General features: G+C 65.1%; 20 protein-coding genes. 5 read left to right on the plus strand and 15 right to left on the minus strand.

Annotation, left to right across the window (positions count from 1 at the left end; genetic code table 11):
* Nucleotides 1-68: 68 nt before the first annotated feature.
* Nucleotides 69-1,787 carry an FAD-dependent oxidoreductase gene (locus tag DFR67_RS27490; RefSeq protein WP_110472637.1) on the minus strand — a complete coding sequence of 573 codons (1,719 nt, stop codon included), beginning with the start codon at nt 1,785-1,787 and terminating at the stop codon, nt 69-71.
* Between the two features lie 311 nt (nt 1,788-2,098).
* On the opposite strand from DFR67_RS27490, the gene DFR67_RS27495 reads away from it, so the two are divergent.
* Nucleotides 2,099-2,911: an acyl-[acyl-carrier-protein] thioesterase gene (locus DFR67_RS27495; protein ID WP_110472638.1), complete on the plus strand. Its 813-nt coding sequence runs from the start codon at nt 2,099-2,101 to the stop codon at nt 2,909-2,911.
* A gap of 231 nt (nt 2,912-3,142) precedes the next feature.
* Here DFR67_RS27495 and DFR67_RS27500 read toward each other — a convergent pair whose 3' ends face one another.
* Genes DFR67_RS27500 through DFR67_RS27525 form a run of 6 tightly spaced genes read right to left on the minus strand, consistent with a single transcriptional unit; the run spans nt 3,143 to nt 6,628 of the window.
* Complete coding sequence (locus tag DFR67_RS27500) at nt 3,143-3,697, minus strand: DUF3558 domain-containing protein (RefSeq protein ID WP_110472639.1); 555 nt, start codon at nt 3,695-3,697, stop codon at nt 3,143-3,145.
* Complete coding sequence (locus tag DFR67_RS27505) at nt 3,694-4,257, minus strand: DUF3558 domain-containing protein (RefSeq protein ID WP_245938203.1); 564 nt, start codon at nt 4,255-4,257, stop codon at nt 3,694-3,696. Before DFR67_RS27505 ends, DFR67_RS27500 begins: the two co-directional genes overlap by 4 nt.
* 60 nt (nt 4,258-4,317) lie before the next feature.
* Entirely contained in the window at nt 4,318-4,686 is a 369-nt protein-coding gene (locus tag DFR67_RS27510) for an RNA-binding S4 domain-containing protein (protein WP_110472640.1), read from the minus strand.
* A 15-nt stretch (nt 4,687-4,701) separates the two neighbouring features.
* Nucleotides 4,702-4,899, minus strand: coding sequence for a hypothetical protein (locus tag DFR67_RS27515; RefSeq protein ID WP_110472641.1), 198 nt, complete (start codon nt 4,897-4,899; stop codon nt 4,702-4,704).
* A gap of 44 nt (nt 4,900-4,943) precedes the next feature.
* The gene (locus tag DFR67_RS27520) at nt 4,944-5,744 is read right to left on the minus strand and encodes a DUF4873 domain-containing protein (RefSeq protein WP_110472642.1); all 801 of its coding nucleotides are present in this window, start codon (nt 5,742-5,744) and stop codon (nt 4,944-4,946) included.
* Nucleotides 5,741-6,628 carry an AurF N-oxygenase family protein gene (locus DFR67_RS27525; RefSeq protein WP_110472643.1) on the minus strand — a complete coding sequence of 296 codons (888 nt, stop codon included), beginning with the start codon at nt 6,626-6,628 and terminating at the stop codon, nt 5,741-5,743. Before DFR67_RS27525 ends, DFR67_RS27520 begins: the two co-directional genes overlap by 4 nt.
* 143 nt (nt 6,629-6,771) lie before the next feature.
* Between DFR67_RS27525 and DFR67_RS27530 the strand changes: the two genes are divergently transcribed.
* Nucleotides 6,772-7,272, plus strand: coding sequence for a MarR family winged helix-turn-helix transcriptional regulator (locus tag DFR67_RS27530; protein ID WP_425451352.1), 501 nt, complete (start codon nt 6,772-6,774; stop codon nt 7,270-7,272).
* A 91-nt stretch (nt 7,273-7,363) separates the two neighbouring features.
* Here the strand turns inward: DFR67_RS27530 and DFR67_RS27535 are convergent, their stop codons facing one another.
* From DFR67_RS27535 to DFR67_RS27545, 3 genes are all read right to left on the minus strand, one after another.
* Complete coding sequence (locus DFR67_RS27535) at nt 7,364-8,542, minus strand: acyl-CoA dehydrogenase family protein (RefSeq protein ID WP_110472644.1); 1,179 nt, start codon at nt 8,540-8,542, stop codon at nt 7,364-7,366.
* 83 nt (nt 8,543-8,625) lie between these two features.
* Complete coding sequence (locus DFR67_RS27540; protein WP_281268383.1) at nt 8,626-9,612, minus strand: ribose-phosphate diphosphokinase; 987 nt, start codon at nt 9,610-9,612, stop codon at nt 8,626-8,628.
* A gap of 146 nt (nt 9,613-9,758) precedes the next feature.
* On the minus strand, nt 9,759-11,192 hold the full coding sequence (locus DFR67_RS27545) for an aldehyde dehydrogenase family protein (RefSeq protein ID WP_110472645.1): 1,434 nt from the start codon (nt 11,190-11,192) through the stop codon (nt 9,759-9,761).
* A gap of 117 nt (nt 11,193-11,309) precedes the next feature.
* Here DFR67_RS27545 and DFR67_RS27550 point away from each other — a divergent pair, with 117 nt between their 5' ends.
* Nucleotides 11,310-12,239: a PfkB family carbohydrate kinase gene (locus DFR67_RS27550; protein ID WP_110472646.1), complete on the plus strand. Its 930-nt coding sequence runs from the start codon at nt 11,310-11,312 to the stop codon at nt 12,237-12,239.
* On the opposite strand, the gene mmsB is transcribed toward DFR67_RS27550, so the two are convergent.
* From mmsB to DFR67_RS27570, 5 genes are all read right to left on the minus strand, one after another.
* The gene (gene mmsB, locus DFR67_RS27555; RefSeq protein ID WP_110472647.1) at nt 12,220-13,089 is read right to left on the minus strand and encodes a 3-hydroxyisobutyrate dehydrogenase; all 870 of its coding nucleotides are present in this window, start codon (nt 13,087-13,089) and stop codon (nt 12,220-12,222) included. The genes DFR67_RS27550 and mmsB overlap by 20 nt on opposite strands.
* The gene (locus tag DFR67_RS27560; RefSeq protein ID WP_110472648.1) at nt 13,086-14,249 is read right to left on the minus strand and encodes an acyl-CoA dehydrogenase family protein; all 1,164 of its coding nucleotides are present in this window, start codon (nt 14,247-14,249) and stop codon (nt 13,086-13,088) included. Before DFR67_RS27560 ends, mmsB begins: the two co-directional genes overlap by 4 nt.
* Before the next feature lie 9 nt (nt 14,250-14,258).
* Nucleotides 14,259-15,779 (minus strand): CoA-acylating methylmalonate-semialdehyde dehydrogenase, encoded by a 1,521-nt coding sequence (locus DFR67_RS27565; protein WP_110472649.1) that lies wholly within the window; start codon nt 15,777-15,779, stop codon nt 14,259-14,261.
* A gap of 195 nt (nt 15,780-15,974) precedes the next feature.
* Nucleotides 15,975-16,136, minus strand: coding sequence for a DUF5302 domain-containing protein (locus tag DFR67_RS30670; RefSeq protein ID WP_094647548.1), 162 nt, complete (start codon nt 16,134-16,136; stop codon nt 15,975-15,977).
* 120 nt (nt 16,137-16,256) lie between these two features.
* The gene (locus DFR67_RS27570) at nt 16,257-16,673 is read right to left on the minus strand and encodes a toxin-antitoxin system YwqK family antitoxin (protein ID WP_110472650.1); all 417 of its coding nucleotides are present in this window, start codon (nt 16,671-16,673) and stop codon (nt 16,257-16,259) included.
* A gap of 152 nt (nt 16,674-16,825) precedes the next feature.
* On the opposite strand from DFR67_RS27570, the gene DFR67_RS27575 reads away from it, so the two are divergent.
* Both DFR67_RS27575 and DFR67_RS27580 read left to right on the plus strand, forming a co-directional pair.
* Nucleotides 16,826-17,284 carry a flavodoxin domain-containing protein gene (locus DFR67_RS27575; protein WP_110472651.1) on the plus strand — a complete coding sequence of 153 codons (459 nt, stop codon included), beginning with the start codon at nt 16,826-16,828 and terminating at the stop codon, nt 17,282-17,284.
* A gap of 49 nt (nt 17,285-17,333) precedes the next feature.
* A complete protein-coding gene (locus DFR67_RS27580) occupies nt 17,334-18,704 on the plus strand; it encodes an FAD-binding oxidoreductase (protein WP_110472652.1) in 1,371 nt (456 codons plus the stop codon).
* The last annotated feature ends 140 nt before the right edge of the window (nt 18,705-18,844 follow it).

An 18,844-nucleotide genomic window follows, 5' to 3' on the forward strand; every position in this document is an offset into this window, starting at 1 on the left:
TCCGCCCAGCGATGTCCTCGCTGTTCGGCCGAACTCCCTCACGACTACCCGCCGTCGCGGGTCGGCGGTCAGGCCCGCGCGGCGGCTTCCATCGCTTCGATACTGACGAACTTGACGCGTCGACGCCCGGCTTCCTTGCCCGCAGTGCGTTCGGCCAGATCGATCTTCTTCCAGCCGTCGCCCGCGATCCGCCCGGCGCCGCGTTCGGCGATCAGATCCGGGATCTGCTCGCGGGACTTGGCCGGTTCGGGAACTCTGCCCTCTGTGAAGTCTGCGATCACGGCCATCGCCGTCTCCTGACCGCACAACCGGTTCATGCCGATACCGCCCGTCGCGCCGCGCTTGATCCACCCGGTCACGTACACACCCTCGACCCGCTCACCGCCCGGCGCATCGAGCACCCGGCCACCGGCGTTGGGGACCACACCTTGCCCACCATCGAACGGCACACCATCGAGCGGCAGACCGGTGTACCCGATCGCCCGCATCACGATCCCGGCCGGCAGGTCGAACTCCTCGCCGGTCGGGCGGATTGCCACCCGCCCCGACGTCGGCCGCGGGCTGTCGCCGGGATTGTCCGGCGACTCATCGGGCGCGTCGACGAACTCATTGCGCGCACACCGAATCGTTTCCACCCCCTGATCACTGCCCTTGATCGACAGCGGCGAGACCAGATAACGGAACACCACCCGCTTGTTCCCGTCGGTCGGGGTGCGCTGCGCGAAATCCTTCGCGATCCGGACCTTCGTGGCGATCGTCGAATCGAGCGTCCCCGCATCGGCAGCCGCCTGGTTCGCGGCGTCGAGCACCAACTCATCAGGATCGACGATCACATCGACACCCTCCATGTCACCCATCGCCAGGAACTCGGAGTTCGTGTACGCCGCCTGCGCGATCCCACGCCGGCCCAGCAACACCACTTCCTGAACGTTCGACGTGCGCAGCTTCTCGAGCGCATGGTCGGCGATGTCGGTCTTACCCAGATGATCGGGATCGTCGAGCAGGATCCGCGCCACATCCAGGGCGACGTTGCCGTTGCCCACCACCACTGCCCGCTCGGCGCTGAGGTCGAAGTCGCGGTCGGCGAAGTCGGGGTGGCCGTTGTACCAGGCCACGAAATCGGTCGCAGCGATGGAACCGGGCAGATCTTCCCCCTCGATCCCCAGGTGCTTGTCGGTCGAGGCGCCGTGGGCGTAAATGACAGCACCGTAGTGATCGAGCAACTCGTCGTGGTTGATGTGCTTGCCCACCTCGACGTTGAGGAAGTACTCGAACGTCCGCTTGGCAGCGGTCGCCGCGAACGTCTTCTCCACACCCTTGGTCGAGGGATGATCCGGTGCCACACCGGCGCGGACCAGCCCGTACGGCGTGGGCAGCCGATCGAACATGTCGACGCGGATCGCCGAATGCTTCACCAGCTCCTCAGCGGCGTAGAACGCCGCGGGGCCGGCACCGACGATCGCCACATGCAGTTCTTTGCCCGCAGGCAGCGGAGGCTTCTTGCGCGGCGGGACCAACCCGCCCGACACATCGTGGTCGGTGTAGTAATCGGCGTTGATCTGCAGATACCGCTCCTGACCCTCATCGAGCGAATCGTCGGGGAAGATGGCCTCCACCGGACACTCGTCGATACAGGCACCACAATCGATGCAGGTATCGGGATCGATGTACAACATTTCCGCGCTGGCGAACTCCGGCTCATCCGGCGTCGGATGAATACAGTTCACCGGGCAGACACTGATGCAACTGGCATCGTTGCAGCAAGGCTGCGTGATCACGTGCGCCATACGGCCTCTACCTCGGATATCGTCGTCGTCCCTGGAATGGAACGTGTTCCAATTTTTACTCGATTTTTCCCCAATGGCCAAGGGCCGGGCCATCGGGGGCAGTCAGTTGTCCAGATCAGTGTCCATCTTGGGCCCCGATCCAGACGAACGCCAAAAGCTCTCCCACTCACCCGACCGGGGAGACACTTTTCGACGTCAGTCCCATAACGGTAGTGGCAGACCTCACTCTGCGCTAAGGCACCTATGCTGCCAGCGAGTGTCACGACCGCGTCCGGTCTCGACCCGGGCTCATCGAATGAGAGGATCTGCTGATGTCTGACAAGCCGACCACGGACGCGCTGACCCCGATTGATCTGCCCGAACGCCTCGAGCAAGCCCGGTTCTACGAGGCCGCCTATCGCGTGCGCACCGGCGACATCGATCAGGAGATGCGGCTGCGTCTGGACGGACTGAGCCGCTACCTCCAAGACATCGCCAACGACAACATCGAGGCGACCGACTTCCACACCAGCGATCCGTACTGGATCGTCCGTCGCACCGTGATCGATGTGATCAGGCCGATCTCTTGGCCCGGCGATGTGACGCTGCAGCGCTGGTGCGGCGCCTTGTCGACGCGGTGGACCAACATGCGGGTGCGGGTCACCTCGACCCATCAGACGAACCGGTTCAATCCGGAACCGCGGGAAGACGGTCTGATCGAAACCGAGGCGTTCTGGATCAATGTCAACGACAAAGGCCTGCCGACCAGGCTGAGCGACAACGCGTTCGACATGCTCAGCCAGAGCGCGCAGGAGCATCGCCTCAAGTGGAAGTCGATGAACACCGCGCCCGTGCCCGAGTCGACGGATTCCGATCGCAACCATGTCCTGCGCGCGACAGACTTCGACCCCTTCAAACATCTGAACAACGCCGCTTACTGGGCAGCGGTCGAGGACGAGTTGCTCGACCATCCCGACCTCGTCGAGGGGCCGCACCGCGCCGTCATCGAGTACCTGAGGGCAATCGGGCCCGAGTCGACGGTGACCATCAAGCGGGAACGAGTCGGCGACCAGCTACGCATGTGGCTGATCGTCGAGGAGAAGGTCGCGGCGACGGTCACGATCACAAAGCGTCCCCCAGCCTGAGCTACCCACCCACCGGGCCGTTTTCGTGCGGCGGTGAGCAAGGCGAACTCGCCCCGCCCGGCAGGCGGCCCGCGTCGTCTGGACAGACGAGGAGCGAGCGAAGCGATGCGAGGAGGAAGGAAGACGACGCGATGACGGCCGCCTGCCCCCGCGTAGCGAAGCGGAGCGAAAAAACACAGCCGGCGACCCGAACTCGATCCTCCTCACAGCAACCGCGAGCCGAAGGCCCAGCTACTGCCCGCCGCCCAGCAACAATTCCATCAGCTTGGTCGGGGCTGCGCAGGGATCGCCGATCGGTGTCGTGGTCCGCGGCTCGACCCACCACGTGTAGACCCCGCGGTCGGGCGACCTCGCCGTCACGCCGCACGAGGCGGGCCGTGCGGGGTTGCGCTGGGTGAACGCGGTGACGCTGGCGACCTTGATGTTCTCGGTGGTGTAGCCGAGCTCTTTGGCTGTGCTCTTCTCGACCTCGATGTCGCCCCACTCGAACCAGTTGAAGGTCACGTCGGTGATGACCGGCCCGTTGACCACCCATCGGCAGATCGCACCGTAGAAACCCGGTTCCGCGATCGTCCCGCCGACGGTCTTCGCGATCACGGCGGGCTGCAGCATCTCGCACTCGTACATGAGGCCGTCATAGCGGTCGGTGTCGACATTGCCGTCGGACGAGCCGTCGCCGCCACCGATCGAGGTGGCGTCTCCGTCGACCGCCCGGGTGCACCCGGCCAACAGGGTCAGGACGGCGAGCATCGCCAGCACGACGCCGAAGGCGCTGCGGCGCGTCATGTGGCGTTCGCGATCGACTGTGTGGCGAGAGTCTTGGCGGTGGCACAGATCTCGGCGACCGACGGCGTTGGTACCCCTTCGACGGCGAGACCGTAGGACACCGACCACTCGAAGAAGTCGGCGCCGAACGCGATGCCGATCTCGCAGATTCCCTCGCTCGAGCCGATGAAGCCTGCGTGGCCGTCGATGGTGACGTCTTCGACGGTGTCGCGGGAGAGCTGGATGGTGGCCCGCTCACGTCCGATGGGGCTACCGCGGTACCAGTTGAACGACAGCTGCGGTCCGAGCTGTTCCTGCGCCGTCACCCATTCGCACACCGACGGGTTGTTGACCGTGTTCGTGAGTCCGGGAATCTTGCTGGCCCGGGCGACATCGTCGACGGTGACTCCGCCGCATTCCCCGAAGAACGGGCCGTCGCCCGCTTTTCCTGGTGCTGCCTCTGTGGTCGCGGCAGGTCCGGCATCGGCGGAATCGTCGTCGGAGCATCCCGTCAGCGCCAGGACGGCGGCGACCAGAACAGCCAGCGATCCGAGCCACTTGTTACCCGCCGAGGTGTTCACACGTTGCAGTGTAGAGAAGGTGGACGCCGCAATCAGGGGTGCTTGCGGAAGCCGCAGGTCTCACCGCCCACGGAGCCGATCTGTGTCTCGGCGTTCCCGCTTGGTCGGCCTGCCGGCGCCACGATCGCGCAGCGGCAGGGCGGCCACCACCTCCTTGGGCGGGGGCGGTGGGCTGCGGTCGATCAGACACTCGGCAGCAACTGCCGGCCCCACTCTCTTGGCCACCACCCGGGCGACTTCGACGATGCGGTCTCGACCACCGACCCGAAGGCGGATCTCATCGCCGATGGCAACGTGCTGAGCGGGTTTGGCAGGTGTGCCGTTGACCTTCACGTGACCGCCGCGGCATGCGGACGCTGCCGCAGAACGTGTCTTGAGGAGCCGGACAGACCAGATCCAGCTGTCGACTCGTGCTGAGGGTTCAGCCATGGACGCGTGTGACCGCTACCGGCGCAACAGTGCCCAGACGGCACCGCCACCGACGACCACCCCGACGAGCAGCGCGAGCCAGAAGTTGGTGACAAGCCACAACACACCGAACACGACGACGGCAGGGGCCAGCGCGAACGCAACCATTCCGGGGTGCGCGGCGACCGTCTGCTTCATTGCCTGGGTGCGGGCTCTGTTGATCTCTTTGGCCATGATTCCTCCTGGACCGTTGTGACCGGTTCGGTCACCACGCCAGTCTACGGAGACGGGGCTCGACCAGAGTTCACGGAGCTCCGATTCGGCGTGAGGATGTCGATGTCGTCGAGTGGGTAGGGCGGCCGGCCCACACCGGTGATGCGGACGCTTCCCCACGGCGTGATGTCTGTCAGGCGCGCGGGCACCGGGTCTCCGTCACCGACCGCCACCTCGACCGAGGCCACGCGCCTGTCTTTGAGATCGCGCACCTGGTCGCCGAATGCGATTCCGGCCCAGTGGAAGTGTCCGTCGAGCGGGTCGAAGTAGCCTTGGACCCGCATCCGTGTGGTGATCGCGTCGTCGTCGTGAGCGATCACCACCGGACCGTCGTAGACGTCCTCGTCTCGCGTCGACGCGCAGGTGTAGTCGAAGTCGTCTGCGTCGAATCGTTTGAGCTTGCGCGCCAGTTTGCGCGTACCGCCGGTGGCGCGCACATATCCGAGCCATGACCGTTCGATCGGATGACGCACCTGCACCCGGCTTGCGCCGGCCAAGGCGAGCTCCTCGATGGCTGCGCCGAGATACCCGGCGACCGCGCGCGGCCACGATGTCGGTGCGCCGGCGTAGAACAAATTGGGGTGCCGGTGGGCGGCCAGTCCCAGATAGTTGTCGGCAGGTGGCGGAGCCGAGGTCACCAACACGTGGCTGCGTGCTTCGTCGTCCCAGCAGTCCGATGCAGTGTCGAAGTATCCGACCGTGGCCTGTTGCGTGACTTCGATGTCCAGCACCGAATCGCGCAATCGGGTCCGAATCGCCTCGATGGTCGGGCCGCCACCCACCACACCGACGCGTAGCGGGCTCATTCGAGGAACCCTGCCCGCCGCCACTGGCTGCGCGCGAACCGGCTCATCAGTCCGTTGTCGTCGAGGAACTTGCCCAGACTCGAGAACCCGAGCACCTGCATCCGGTGAAAATTCGGATTGCTGCGGGCGGCCTTGGTGGCTTCATTCCTGTCCAGGCCGGCGCGGGCGTACATGGCCGGATTGGTGAACAGGTACTTGAAGCGAAGAGCGCTCAGCCCGTGGACATTTGCAGCGATCATCGACTCCCAGCGACCACGGATGGGACGCCGGCGGACGACACCGTCCCTGGCGAATCCGATGTGCCGGGCTTCCTCGGTGACATGGATTCGCATCAGTCGCGACACCAACGGCTGCAGTTCGGGGTCGTCGAGCATCTCACGCTGCAGGGCGTCGAAGATCTCCTCCCCGACCAGCGCCGCGACCCAGAGCAACGTGCCACGCAGCCCGAAGGGCAGCAGCAGCATGATGATTCGTTCCGGCAGCGACATGCCGTACGGCCGCGCGCCGCTGCGTTCGATGGCCCGCCCGAACATCACCATGTGCCTGCACTCGTCACCCATCTCGGTGAGTGCGTAGTGGCTGCTGGCCGACGCCGGATCCTCGGTCATGAGCCGTTGCAACAGCGCACGATTGAGCAGGTTCTCGAACCAGATCCCGATGGACAGGATGTTGGCCATCTCCTGCCGGGACACCTCGATGCGCTGCTCTTCGGACAGTCCGTTCCACAGATCGGTGCCGTAAAGGCTGCACACCCGCGGTGGCAGGAAGTACTTGCCCTCCTCGAGTGGCGCGTCCCAATCGAGGTCTACGACGGGCGAATACGACCGTTTGACCGAGCCACCCAGTAATCGGGTGGCAATGGCTTCACGTGCTGGTGCCGACATCTGTTCTCTCCTCAAAGCCTGGTCCTTCTGACGCTAGGCTCCGGTATCTAATGTGTCAATGATCACTGTTCCATCCGAAAGTGATGCACCGCTGTCACCGTGGAGAAGAGGAGTACGCCGGGCACCTGATGTTCAATAGGGAGATGCCCAGCGATTTCAGAGCCGACCCGATCGCCGAAGCCCGGAAGAACTGGGAAGACGCCGGCTGGGGCGATGTTGCCGGAGGCATGCAAGCGGTGACGTCCGTGATGCGGGTGCACCAGATATTGCTCGCCCGCGTCGAGGCCGTCCTCAAGCCCTGGGAGTTGAGCTTCTCCCGCTTCGAGTTGTTGCGCCTGCTCGCCTTCAGCCGCCGCGGTTCATTGCCCATCACCAAGGCCAGCGATCGCCTGCAGGTCCACGTCACGTCGGTGACCCACGCGATCCGCAGGCTCGAGGAAGCCGGCCTGGTCCGAAGGGTTCCTCACCCCACCGACGGGCGGACAACGCTGGTGGAGATCACCGACACCGGGCGCATCACCGTGGACGAGGCGACAATCGCGCTCAACAATGAGGTCTTCGGGGACGTCGGCATGACCGAATCCCAGTCGAATGCGCTGGTGAAGTCGATCAACGCCGTCCGCAAGCACTCGGGCGACATCTGACCGTGCAGATGGTCACCACATTCGGCCCCCTGCCGGACTACCGAGGGAAGATTTCCCCCGGCGACGCCCCACGGGGCTGAATGTGGTGGGCTCAGATCATCGACCGCATCATGCCTTCGGGTTCACCACCGAGCTGGGTGAGCGCCGACGCGTGGAAGATCGAACCCGGGACATGGATCGCGTGCGCGAGACCCGCGTGCGCATCGCGAAAGAACCTCTGCATCGGGAACTTTCGATGCAGCGCTCCCCCACCGGAGCGCGCGAAGATCTCATCGACGGCACGTACCGCGCGCCAAGCGGCCGCGGTCTGGGTGCGTCGGCCGATCGCGCGCTCGTCGAATGAGATCTCTTTGCCGGCTTCGGTTTTGTCGTAGAAACGGTCGACCGTCTCGAGCAGCGCCGCCCGCGACGCCGCGATCTCAGCCGCAGATTCGCCGATGGCGTACAGGACGTACGGATCCTCTTTGATCTTCTGGCCGGTGATGGCGACCCGATCCTTCTGTGCCGCAATGTGACAGGCCAGAGCCCCTTCGGCGATACCGATCACCGCCGAGGTGATGCCGAGGGGGAACATGCAACTGAACGGCATCAGGTACGTCGATTCGGTGCGGCCCGCGTTGCGCGGCGCGCTGCCGTCCATGACGTCGGCCGAGTCGAGCGTCCGGTAGTCGGGGATGAATGCGCCGTCGACGATCACGTCCTTGGATCCGGTGCCGCGAAGTCCGACGACGTCCCAGGAATCGTCGACGATCGTGTAGTCGGCCCGGGGCAGGAAGACGTGCAGGATGGTGGGCGGCATGATCGGCTTACCGTGCTGGTCGCCGAGGATCGCCCCGAGCACGATCCACTTGCAATGGTCGGTGCCCGACGAGAACTGCCAGCGTCCCTTGAGGATGTAGCCGCCGTCCACCGGCGTGGCCACGCCCATCGGTGCGTACGGGGAGGCAAGCCAGGTGTCCGGGTCGTCGCCCCAGATCTCGTCCTGCAGTTTCGGGTCGGCAAAGGCGAGTTCCCACGGGTGCACGCCCACGATGCCCGACACCCAGCCGGTGGCGCCGTCCATAGCCGCGACACCCATCACCGTTTCGGCGAACTCTCGAGGATGGGCAGCGAGCCCACCGTGCTCGACCGGTTGCAGGAGCCGGATGACGCCGGCATCGCGTAGCCGCTGCGCCGAGGTGTCCGGTAGCCGCATCAGTTCGTCACCTTCGACGCCGGCCGCGCGAATTTCTTCGGCATGCTCTTCGATGCGGTCGAGTACCTCGCCCATGGCGGCTCCTTAGAACGGGAAAACTAGAACACGTTCTACCTTACTGGATGACCGTTCATGTCGAAAATGAAATGCTCGACCCGCTAGGCGTGCCCGTCGAACAGCGAGGTCACCGACCCGTTCTCGAAGACTTCCCGGATGGTGCGCGCCAACAACGGCGCAATGGACAGCTCGGTCAGGGTCTCGAAGTGTTTGCTGTCGTCGATCGGCAGTGTGTTGGTGACCACGACCTCTTTGGCACCGCAGTTCGCCAGCCGTTCGGTCGCCGGGTCGGACAGGATGCCGTGCGTCGCGGCGATCACCACGTCACCCGCACCCGCCTCCTTCAGCACCCGCACCGCTCCCGCGATGGTGCCGCCGGTGTCGATCATGTCGTCGATGAGAATGCAGGTCTGACCTTCGACATCGCCGACAACGCGATTGGCCTTCACCTGATTCGGGACCAGCGGATCCCGGGTCTTGTGGATGAACGCCAGCGGCCTGCCACCGAACGAGTCGGCCCACTTCTCCGCAGATCGCACCCGCCCGGAGTCCGGTGAGACCACCGTGATGCGCTGCACGTCGTAGTTCGCGCCGATGTACTCGATCAGGGTCCGATCGGCGTGCATGTGGTCGACGGGGCCGTCGAAGAAACCTTGGATCTGATCGGTGTGCAGGTCGACCGTGATGAGCCGATCCGCACCCGCGGTCTTGAGCAGATCTGCGATCAGCCGGGCCGAGATCGGCTCGCGACCCCGGTGCTTCTTGTCCTGGCGGGCGTAGGGATAGAACGGCAGCACTGCGGTGATCCGTTTCGCCGAGCCGCGTTTGAGCGCATCGATCATGATCAGCTGTTCCATCAGCCAGGTGTTCAGCGGCTGCGGATAACTCTGCAGCACAAAGGCATCCGAACCGCGGACCGACTCCTCGAAGCGGACGAAGATCTCGCCGTTCGCGAAATCCCGGGCCGTCTGCGGGGTCACCTCGACGTTCAGTTCGGCGGCCACCTGCTTCGCGAGCTCAGGATGCCCTCGACCCGAGAACAACATCAGTTTCTTGTCGTTGCCGGCCCGCGTACTCGTGGTTGCCACAGTGTTAGCCGTCCCTGCTGCCTTGGGTGTCGACGCCGCGATCGTCGACGTGTGAACCGTAATGATCCTCTTGATGTACAAACGACGCGAGGTCGGGTGGTCCGAAGACCACCCGACCTCGCGTCGTCAGAAATCAGACCCTCGGCTCAGGCGTTGTCACCGAAGATCGCCTTGGCCTCGAGGAACTCATCGAGCCCGAACTTGCCGAACTCGCGTCCGTTACCGGACTGCTTGTATCCGCCGAACGGGGAGTCGAAGGCGATCGGCGCACCGTTGATGTGGACGTTGCCGGTCCGCAGACGCCGGGCCACCTTGCGGGCCTTGGCTGGGTCGGCCGACGACACGTACCCGGAGAGACCGTAGTTCGTGTCGTTCGCGATGCGGACGGCGTCGTCTTCGTCGTCGTACGCGATGAGAACCATCACCGGCCCGAAAATCTCCTCGCGGGCGATGGTCATGTCGTTGGTGACGTCGGCAAACACGGTCGGCTTGACGAAATACCCGACGTCCACGCCATCCGGACGGCCGACTCCACCTGCGGCCACGGCCGCGCCCTCGTCGATCCCCGTCTGGATCAGCCGCTGGATCTTGTTGAACTGCGCCTCCGAGACAACCGGTCCCACGTGGGTTCCGGAGTCTTCCGGCGAACCGACAACGATCTGCTCCGCCGTCTTCTCGGCGATCTCGGCTGCTTCGTTCATCCGTGCCGCAGGCACCAGGATACGCGAACCGGCGTTGCACGACTGGCCTGAATTGACCACCATCGCCGCCACGTCGCGAGCCACCGCGTCGGCGAACCCGTCATCGTCGAGGATGATGTTCGCCGATTTGCCACCGAGTTCCTGAGCGACGCGCTTGACGGTCGGGGCCGCGTTCTTGGCGACCTCGATACCCGCGCGGGTCGAACCGGTGAACGAGACCATGTCGACCTCGGGGTGGGTCGACAACGCCGCGCCGACAGTGGGGCCGTCGCCGTTGACGAGGTTGAACACGCCCTTGGGTACCCCGGCCTCGTCCATGATCTCGGCGAACACCAGAGCGTTCAGCGGGGCGATCTCCGACGGCTTGAGGACCATCGTGCAACCCGATGCCAACGCCGGAGCCACCTTGGCGGCGATCTGATTGAGCGGCCAGTTCCACGGGGTGATGAACGCACAGACCCCGACGGGCTCGTAAACAACGGTGGTCGTGCCGATCGTCTCGGAGAACTCGAACTTTTTCAAGGCCTCGAGAGTGTTCATGAAATGCCCGAGTCCGGCGGGTGCCTGCGCTGCCGATGCCAGGCCGACGGGCGCACCCATCTCGGAGCTGACGGCTTCGGCCAGGTCGCCGAGGCGGGTCTGGTACACCCCGATCACCCGTTCCAGGAGCGCGATGCGCTCTTCCCGGGTGGTCGCGGCGAAGCTGTCGAAGGCTTTGCGGGCCGCGGTGACGGCACGGTCGACGTCCTTCTCGTCGCCGAGTGCGATGGTGGCGATGCTCGCTTCGGTGGCCGGGTTGATGACGTCGAGGGTGGCGGAAGAAACAGGATCCACCCACTCGCCGTCGATGTAGAACTTCTGGGTGTTCGGTGATGCCATTTTTCTCTCCTCGCGAAGCGTTGCGCTTACTCTTGATGTCTACCAGCGACAGCCCTTCCCGTAGGCCGGACGGCTCAATTGGTCGCGAGAATTCGTGAGAAGTACGGTTAACAAATTATGGCTACCAACCCTGTTGACACCCGCGTGATCGTGGTGGGCGCGATCAACGTCGACTTCGTCATCGCCACCGTACGTCTCCCCGGTCCGGGCGAGACCGTGGTCGGCCCCAGGGTCGACCGCCACGGCGGCGGGAAGGGCGCGAACGCCGCTGTCGCTGCTGCCAGGGCGGGGGCGAGCGTCGAGTTGATCGGTGCGGCCGGGGCAGACGACACCGGCGACGGTGCACTGACCGACTTGCGGGACGACGGTGTCGACGTGGGAGCGGTCGTGCGCACCGACGCCCCGACCGGCGTCGCGCTGATCGTCGTGGATCAGGCCGGCGAGAACCAGATCGCGGTGGGCGCGGGTGCGAACGCCGAGCTGACAGCGGAGCAGGTGCGGGATTCGCTCACCGACCTCAGACCTGGCGACTGTGTGCTGATCAGTACCGAGATCCCCGGAGCCGCCGTGCTCGCTGCCGTCGAGACCGCTGCTGCGGCCGGTGCGCGGTGTGTCGTCAATCCCGCGCCACCGATACCGGAGATCGCGGACGCGGTGCAGTACGGGCCGATCCTGACCCCGAACGCCGGAGAATGTCTCGAGCTGGCAGGCATGCTCGGCGCAGACTCCGACACCGTCGAAGAAGCCGCGACCGCACTGTCGGAGGCCACCGGCTCTGCCGTGGTCGTGACGTTGGGCGGCGACGGCCTGCTCGTCGGGATCCCGGGGCACGGAGTCGAGAGAATCCCGGCCAGGGCGGCGACGGTCCGCGACACCACCGGCGCAGGCGACACCTTCAACGGGGTGTTCGCCGCGCGACTCGCTGCCGGAGATACGACGAACGCAGCCGCCACGGTTGCGAATGTGGCGGCTGCGATGTCGGTGTCGTACGTCGGCGCCCGCACGGGGATGCCGACCTGGGATCAGATCAGCGCAACGTCTCGATGATCGCGCTGAAGTCCTTGGCGCCGTTCTCCTGCGCGAAGTCCGCATAGAGCGTTGCCGCGTGCTCACCGAGCGGCGCGGTGGAACCGGTGGACTCCACCGCTGCCATCGCCAGACCCAGATCCTTGTTCATCAACGCTGTCGCGAAGCCCGGCTTGAACTCGTTGTTCGCCGGTGAGGTCGGAACCGGTCCCGGAACGGGGCAGTTCGTGTGCACGGACCAGCAGTTGCCGGTGGCCCCGGTGATCACGTCGAACAGTGCCTGCGCTTCCAGGCCCAACTTCTCGGCGAGGACGAAGGCCTCACCGATCGCGATCTGTTGCACTGCGAGCACCATGTTGTTGCAGACCTTCGCGGCCTGTCCGCTGCCGGCTGCGCCGCAGTGGATCACCTTGCCCGCCATCGGCTCGAGCACGCCCTGGGCTGCGAGGAACGCCTCATCGGTACCGCCGACCATGAACGCCAGCGTGCCGGCGTCCGCGCCCTTGATACCGCCCGAGACCGGCGCGTCGATCTGTGCGAAGCCGTGGTCGGCAGCCTGCTGATTGATCGTGCGGGCATCGTCGACCGAGATGGTGGAGCTGTCGATCAGCAGGGCACCGGTCTTGGTGCCCGGCAGGATCTGCGCGTAGCAGTCCAGGACGGCCTTACCGCTGGGCAGCATCGTGATCACGACGTCGGCATCTGCCACTGCCTCGATGCCGCCGGCGACCACGTTGACGCCGTTCGCCTCCGCCGCCGCGATGGCCGCCGCCGACAGGTCGAACCCGTGCACCGTGTGACCTGCGTTGACGAGATTCTTGGCCATGGGTCCGCCCATGTTCCCCAGACCCAGAAACGCGATCGTGCTCATATGTACTGCCCCTTACTCGACTTGTCCGCCTCAGCGCGGCCGATGACGACCCGCATGATCTCGTTGGTGCCCTCCAGTATTCGGTTCACGCGGAGGTCTCGGACGATTTTCTCCAGACCGTACTCCCGCAGGTACCCGTAACCGCCGTGCAATTGCAGCGCCTGATCCGCGATGTCGTAGCAGGTGTCGGTGACGTAGCGCTTGGCCATCGCACAGAGCTCGACCTTGTCCGGATGACCGGCATCGAGCGCGCTGGCCGCCTTCCACAGGATGAGCCGCGACGTCTCGAGCGAGGTCGCCATGTCGGCCAGCGTGAACCGGATGGTCGGTTCGTCGATCAGCTTGCCGCCGAACGCTTCCCGATCGGACACATAGCTGATGGCCTTGTTGTAGGCCGCCTGCGCACCACCGAGCGAGCAGGCCGCGATGTTGATGCGGCCGCCGTTGAGCCCGTTCATGGCGATACCGAAGCCCTTGCCCTCTTCCCCTCCGAGAAGATTGGCAGCCGGAACCCGGGCACCTTCCATGATGACCTGTGCCGTGGGCTGTGCGTTCCAGCCCATCTTCGCCTCGTTCGCACCGAAGGACAGCCCAGGGGTGTCGGACGGCACGATGAACGTGGAGATGCCGCGCGGGCCCTCGGCCCCGGTGCGCGCCATCATCACGTAGACGTCGGACACCCCGCCGCCGGAGATGAACTGTTTCACCCCGTCGAGCACGTAATCGTCACCATCGCGAACGGCCTTGGTCCGCAACGCCGCAGCATCGCTTCCCGCGGCAGGCTCGGTCAGGCAGTAGCTGGCGACGGCCTCCATCGAGGCCATCTTCGACGCCCACGTGGTCCGCTGTTCCTCGGTCCCGTAGGAGTCGACCATCCACGTGCACATGTTGTGGATCGACAGGAACGCGGCGGTGGTCGGGTCGGCCTTCGCCAGCTCCTCGAAGATGCGCACACCGTCGATCCGGCGGAGACCGCTGCCCCCGACGTCCTCGCTGGTGTAGATCCCGGCCATGCCGAGTTCTGCCGCTTCCCGCAACTCCTCGACCGGGAAGTGCTTTCGCTCATCCCAGTCGAGTGAGTATGGCTCGATCCGCTTGCGTGCGAACGCCGCCGCGGTGTCGACGATGACCTTGTCATCGTCCGTCATCTCGAAAGACATCGACGAGTCTCAGTCCATGGTCGGGATGACGAACTCGGCGCCATCCTTGATACCCGAGGGCCACCGAGTCGTGATGGTCTTGACCTTGGTGTAGAACTGGATCGCCGCCGGTCCGTGCTGATTCAGATCGCCGAATCCGGAGCGCTTCCAGCCACCGAAGGTGTGGTAGGCCACCGGCACGGGGATGGGCACGTTCACGCCCACCATGCCGCACTGCACGCGGGCGGTGAAGTCGCGGGCCGCGTCGCCGTCCTGGGTGAAGATCGCGACGCCGTTGCCGTACTCGTGCTCAGACGGAAGCGCAAGCGCTTCTTCGTAATCCGCGGCACGGACGATGCAGACGACCGGTCCGAAGATCTCGTCGGTGTAGATCGTCTGATCCTTCTTGACGTGATCGAAGAGGGTGGGCCCGATGAAGTAGCCCTCTTCCAGGCTCTGACCGTCGTAGGTCAGGTCGTCGGTGGCGCGCTCGCGGCCATCGATGACGAGCTCGGCGCCGGCGTCGACACCCTGCTGGATGTAGTCCTTGACGCGCTCGAGAGCAGCCTTGCTGACCAGGGGGCCGTAGTCGGCCTTGATGTCGAGGCTGTGGCCGACGCGCAGCGCGTTGACCTTGTCGACCAGTTTCTCGCGCAGGCGGTTGGCGGTCGCCTCGCCCACCGGGACGGCCACCGAGATCGCCATGCAGCGCTCTCCGGCGCTGCCGTATCCGGCACCGATCAGGGCGTCGGCGACCTGGTCGAGGTCGGCGTCCGGGAGGATGATCATGTGGTTCTTGGCGCCACCGAAGCACTGTGCGCGCTTACCGTTGGCGGCCGCGCTGGAGTAGATGTACTGCGCGATGTCGGAGCTGCCGACGAAACCGTAGGCCTGGACGTCGTCGTTGTTGAGCAGCGCGTCGACGGCTTCCTTGTCACCGTGGATGACCTGGAACACACCGGCGGGGAGTCCGGCCTCGAGGAACAGTTCGGCCAGGCGCACGGGCACCGACGGGTCGCGCTCGGACGGCTTGAGGATGAACGCGTTTCCGGTCGCCAGCGCGGGGCCGGCCTTCCACAGCGGGATCATGGCCGGGAAGTTGAAGGGGGTGATGCCCGCGACCACACCGAGCGGCTGGCGTACCGAGTGCACATCGATGCCGGTGCCGGCGCCTTCGGTGAACTCACCCTTGAGCAGATGCGGGATACCGATCGAGAACTCGATGACCTCGACGCCGCGCTGGATGTCGCCCTTGGCGTCGGGGACGGTCTTACCGTGCTCCTTGGACAGCAACTCTGCGAGTTCGTCCATGTGCTCGCCGACGAGCGCGACGAACTTCATCATCACGCGAGCGCGACGCTGCGGGTTCCACGCAGCCCAGATCTTCTGCGCTTCGACGGCGCTGGCGACAGCGGCGTCGACCTCGGCTGTACTGGCCAGCGGAACGGTCGCCTGCACCTTGCCGGTGCTGGGATCCATCACATCTGCGGTGCGCCCGCTGGTCCCGGCGAGCGGTGCGCCGTCCACGAAATGGTCGATTTGCCTGGTCATGGGGTCCTCACAAGTCATCTACGAGCGTGTTGTCCCCATCACCATATACTAGGACTTCCTAGTAATAAAGACCCCTGGGCCGGCCTGAGACGTCGAATGGCCCTGAAAACCGGCACATAGCGGACGTCCGAGGGAAGATATCCCTCGGAGCTCACCTATCTGCCGGTTTTCAGGGCCATATCGGCCGAGCAGCTGCTAGCCGGTCTTGCGGCGGAAGTTCTGTTGCCCGCTCTCGGGGCCGTGTTGGCCCGCCGCCTTCGAGGTCGCGTCCTTGTGGTCGGACGTCGGCTGCCCCTTCTGCTTCTTGCGTTCGAGCGCCTCGCGGAACTTACGTTTGGTCTCGTCGTCTGCAGCCATGTCGTACCCCTTCACGTGCGGTTGATAGTGGTGAGCGTAACCAGCGGCGACAACTGAAGTCAGCTGATTTTTCCCGTCTCGGCAATCATCGCCCCACCGAGGCCGAAACCCACCATCACCTCAGCCCTGCATGGGCCGGTGATCGGTGGTGCGCTCGACCGAACCGTCGGCGTTGAAGTACTGCCACCGTCCGGTCTTCTTTCCGCCGATCCGATCACCGCGATCGATCAGGTTGCCATCGGGACTCCAGCGCTCCCAGAGGCCGCTTTTCTGACCTTTGTCGAACGAACCCTTCTGCAAGAGCCCCCCGCCCGCCCGGTACCACACGCATGTCCCGTCGAGCTCACCGTCGTGATAGTTGGATTCGGAGCGCAGTGTCCCATCGCGAAAATAATGACGCCACAAACCTTCCCGACGATCGCGACGGTAGGTACCGGTGGCCTCGCCACCGTGCGGGTCGGACTCGCGCCACAGACCGGTCTTGCGACCCTGCGCATCCGTGGCATTGGCGGGAATCTCAACCGAGTCGTCTGTCATCGACCAAGGTTACCGAGCCCCGGCCGACGGCTGGGATATGCGCCGACTGTTCGCTAAAATCGCGGGTCGGGGCGAACCTGCCTCATTGGTCGAATCGATCGAGCCATTAGGCTACCCTTAGTCGCCCCTGGTCAACGTGGAGAGAGAATTAGATGTCTGTTGTGATCCTGTACGGCAGCGAGACCGGAACCGCCGAATTGGTTTCCGATGCGATCTCTGACGTGCTCTCCGAGCACCACGACGTGTCCATGTACGACATGACCGATTTCGCGGTCGAAGACCTCTCGTCCGACGACTTCTACGTCGTGGTGTGCTCCACCTACGGCGAGGGTGAATTGCCCACCGGCGCAGAACCGTTCGCTGAAGGTCTGGACGATGAGAAGCCCGAGCTGGACGGCGTGCGGTTCGCCACCTTCGGACTCGGCGACAGCGTGTACGACGACACCTTCAACCGCGGCGGCGAGATCATCGCCGAAAAGCTCGTGGATCTGGGCGCCTCGCAGGTCGGCGAGCACGGCAGGCACGACGCGTCGTCGAAGGTCGCGGCGAAAACTCAGGCGGCCGAGTGGGCAGCCGAGATCTCGAAGGTCATCAGCCCCGCCAATCACTGACCCCCTCGGTTCCGCCACCCCACGGCGCCGGGCCACTACGCTCGAAACTATGACGACGATCACTGCGCTCGACGACCTGGTGACAGCCCTGCCTGTAGGTGTGGTGATCACCGATCCCGACATCATCGCGTCGTACCGCCAGGACCGCGCGTTCGATCCGGATGCGGGTACCGCCATGGCGGTGGTCCGAGCCACCAGCACCGCGGACGTTCAGGCAGCCGTTCGCTGGTGCGCAGCCAACAATGTCCCGATCATCCCGCGCGGGGCCGGCACCGGCCTGTCGGGCGGGGCCACCGCTGTCGACGGCGGCATCGTCCTCACCACCGAGAAGATGCGTGACATCACCGTCGACCCGATCACACGGTCTGCCATCTGCCAGCCGGGCCTGCTCAATGCCGAGGTGAAGGCGGCCGTGAAAGAGCACGGCCTCTGGTATCCACCCGACCCGTCGTCGTTCGAGATCTGTTCCATCGGTGGCAATGCGGCCACCAACGCCGGCGGACTGTGTTGCGTCAAATATGGGGTCACCAGCGATTACGTTCTCGGCATGGAGGTCGTACTCGCCGACGGCCGCGCCGTCCGTCTCGGCGGTGCGCGCCTCAAGGACACCGCCGGGCTGTCCCTGACGAAACTCTTCGTGGGCAGCGAGGGCACGCTCGGCATCATCACCGAGGTGACGCTGCGACTGTTGCCGCCACAGGCGGCGGCCTCGACCGTGGTCGGATCGTTCGCGTCGGTCCATGCGGCCTCGAAGGCAGTCCTGGAGATCACCTCGACGATCCGTCCGGCGATGCTCGAGTTCATGGACAAGGTCGCCATCAATGCCGTCGAAGATCAGCTCAAGATGGGCCTCGACCGCACCGCCGGAGCACTGCTCGTGGCCCAGTCCGATGCGCCGGGCGCCGCAGCCGCAGCCGAGGTGGAGATCATCGAGGCGGCCTTCACGCGCTGTGGGGCCACGGAGGTGTTCGCCACCGACGACCCAGACGAGGGTGAGGCGTTCACCGCGGCCCGTCGTTACGCGATCCCCGCCATCGAGAAGATCGGCCCGTTGCTGCTCGAGGACGTCGGGGTGCCGCTGCACAAACTCCCCGACCTCATCGATGGCATCGAGGCGATCGCCGCCAACCGGGACGTCCTGATTTCGGTCATCGCGCATGCCGGCGACGGCAACACCCACCCCCTGATCGTCCACGACCCGAACGATGCCGACGAGACCGCTCGTGCCAACCTCGCATTCGGCGAGGTCATGGATCTCGCGATTGCACTGGGAGGCACCATCACCGGCGAGCACGGGGTCGGCAGGCTCAAAAAGGGCTGGTTGCCGGACCAGCTGGGAGCCGACGTCATCGAACTGACACAACGCATCAAGGACACCCTTGATCCGCAGGGCATCCTGAACCCGGGGACGATGCTCTAGCGCTTCGCGACAAACCCACCCGCTGCGGGCAAACCCAGCTGTTGCAGAGGCTGTTGCCGAATCGCGGGCGGTAACGCCCGCGATTCGGCGGGTTTGATGCAAGAATTCTGGTGTGGCCAAGTCGTACATCCATGCTGATC

Origin of the sequence: Williamsia limnetica (assembly GCF_003217475.1) — a bacterium.
In the GTDB taxonomy this organism is placed as follows: Bacteria; Actinomycetota; Actinomycetes; order Mycobacteriales; family Mycobacteriaceae; genus Williamsia; species Williamsia limnetica.

Excerpts from the sequence above, each read along its gene's own strand:
- DFR67_RS27490 (WP_110472637.1), bottom strand. The coding sequence starts at position 1,787 with ATGGCGCACGTGATCACGCAGCCTTGCTGCAACGATGCCAGTTGCATC.
- DFR67_RS27495 (WP_110472638.1), top strand. The coding sequence starts at position 2,099 with ATGTCTGACAAGCCGACCACGGACGCGCTGACCCCGATTGATCTGCCC.
- DFR67_RS27500 (WP_110472639.1), bottom strand. The coding sequence starts at position 3,697 with ATGACGCGCCGCAGCGCCTTCGGCGTCGTGCTGGCGATGCTCGCCGTC.
- DFR67_RS27510 (WP_110472640.1), bottom strand. The coding sequence starts at position 4,686 with ATGGCTGAACCCTCAGCACGAGTCGACAGCTGGATCTGGTCTGTCCGG.
- DFR67_RS27515 (WP_110472641.1), bottom strand. The coding sequence starts at position 4,899 with ATGGCCAAAGAGATCAACAGAGCCCGCACCCAGGCAATGAAGCAGACG.
- DFR67_RS27520 (WP_110472642.1), bottom strand. The coding sequence starts at position 5,744 with ATGAGCCCGCTACGCGTCGGTGTGGTGGGTGGCGGCCCGACCATCGAG.
- DFR67_RS27525 (WP_110472643.1), bottom strand. The coding sequence starts at position 6,628 with ATGTCGGCACCAGCACGTGAAGCCATTGCCACCCGATTACTGGGTGGC.
- DFR67_RS27530 (WP_425451352.1), top strand. The coding sequence starts at position 6,772 with ATGCCCAGCGATTTCAGAGCCGACCCGATCGCCGAAGCCCGGAAGAAC.
- DFR67_RS27535 (WP_110472644.1), bottom strand. The coding sequence starts at position 8,542 with ATGGGCGAGGTACTCGACCGCATCGAAGAGCATGCCGAAGAAATTCGC.
- DFR67_RS27545 (WP_110472645.1), bottom strand. The coding sequence starts at position 11,192 with ATGGCATCACCGAACACCCAGAAGTTCTACATCGACGGCGAGTGGGTG.
- DFR67_RS27550 (WP_110472646.1), top strand. The coding sequence starts at position 11,310 with ATGGCTACCAACCCTGTTGACACCCGCGTGATCGTGGTGGGCGCGATC.
- mmsB (WP_110472647.1), bottom strand. The coding sequence starts at position 13,089 with ATGAGCACGATCGCGTTTCTGGGTCTGGGGAACATGGGCGGACCCATG.
- DFR67_RS27560 (WP_110472648.1), bottom strand. The coding sequence starts at position 14,249 with ATGTCTTTCGAGATGACGGACGATGACAAGGTCATCGTCGACACCGCG.
- DFR67_RS27565 (WP_110472649.1), bottom strand. The coding sequence starts at position 15,779 with ATGACCAGGCAAATCGACCATTTCGTGGACGGCGCACCGCTCGCCGGG.
- DFR67_RS30670 (WP_094647548.1), bottom strand. The coding sequence starts at position 16,136 with ATGGCTGCAGACGACGAGACCAAACGTAAGTTCCGCGAGGCGCTCGAA.
- DFR67_RS27570 (WP_110472650.1), bottom strand. The coding sequence starts at position 16,673 with ATGACAGACGACTCGGTTGAGATTCCCGCCAATGCCACGGATGCGCAG.
- DFR67_RS27575 (WP_110472651.1), top strand. The coding sequence starts at position 16,826 with ATGTCTGTTGTGATCCTGTACGGCAGCGAGACCGGAACCGCCGAATTG.
- DFR67_RS27580 (WP_110472652.1), top strand. The coding sequence starts at position 17,334 with ATGACGACGATCACTGCGCTCGACGACCTGGTGACAGCCCTGCCTGTA.